The organism is Methylomonas rivi, from assembly GCF_024505165.1.
GTDB lineage: Bacteria > Pseudomonadota > Gammaproteobacteria > Methylococcales > Methylomonadaceae > Methylomonas > Methylomonas rivi.
The window spans coordinates 1-1,081 of record NZ_JANIBK010000328.1 but is presented as its reverse complement, the minus strand read 5'-3'; the positions used below and the strand labels follow the sequence as shown (position 1 = coordinate 1,081).

Annotated in this window: 1 protein-coding gene; it reads left to right on the top strand. The window is 64.4% G+C overall.

What is annotated here, in order from left to right:
- Positions 1-962: class I SAM-dependent methyltransferase (locus tag NP596_RS21515; protein ID WP_256617425.1), on the top strand; the 962-nt coding region annotated here is incomplete at its 5' end.
- Positions 963-1,081 lie beyond the last annotated feature (119 nt).

The window sequence follows — 1,081 nt, the reverse complement described above, 5'->3', positions numbered from 1 at the left end:
GCTGCCGCCTGTGCCGCGCCACCACCCGGCAGCGGGAGTTCTGGCCCGAAAGCTACCTGGGAGCCGGCCAGTCCTTGCGCCGTTGCGGACATTGCGCCTGCCTTTACCTGGCCCCGGATTTCACGCCCGCCTCGCTGGAGGATTTTTACGCCCATCATTACCGCAAACTGTTTCTGACCGAGATCATAGGCAAGGACCCGGAATTGTTTTTCGAACAACGCTTCGAAAGCCGTATCGCCGAACAACGCTTGCGCATCGTAGAGCCGCTGCTACCTCGGGCGGGACGCCTGTTCGAGCTCGGCAGCGGCTTCGGCAGCTTTTTGCATGCCGTGTCTCAAGCCCGTCCCGATGCCGCCCTGCACGCGTCCGAGTACGACACCGCCCGGCGCGGCATTCGCTGCCGGGGGGCGAATGTGCAATGGACCGCCCATTTTCAGGCGTTTCCCTCGGCCGGCTATTTCGATGTCGCCGCCGCCTTTCATGTGCTGGAACATTTGCCCCAACCGGCCGCCTTCGCGCGTTGGGCCGTTAAGGCGCTCAAACCCGGCGGCCATCTGATCGTCGAGGTTCCCGACGCCGGCGGCGGCTGGCACACGCGCACATTCGTGCACCCGGCCCATTTGAGCTATTTCACCGCCCATACCCTGCGGCGAACCCTGCAAAGCGCCGGCTTCGAAATCCTCGCTTGCGGCGCCCACCCCTTGGGAACAGCCTTTGCCGGCAGCTTGCTGGCCATTGCCCGGTTGCCGTCGACCGGTGCGGTACCGCATCCTATCCCGCCAGCAGACGCGCAAGAAATCGCCGCCATCGACCTGCACGTCGACGCCGTGCGCTGGACCCCGGCCGATACGCTGAAAGCGCACGCCAAACGCGGTATGGTTAAAATCCTGGGCCCGGTGCGCACAGGCGCCTTTCAGCGCTGGCTCGACTATCGCCGCTTGAAAAAACATTGGGACGCTTGATGGATTTCGGCCGCTTCGAACAAAGCCTGCGCCAAACCTGGGGTGAGGACGCCGCGCTGGCCCGCCATGAGATCTATTTCATCTGCCGGCGCCGGCGCGGCTGGCGGCAAATTGCCCAC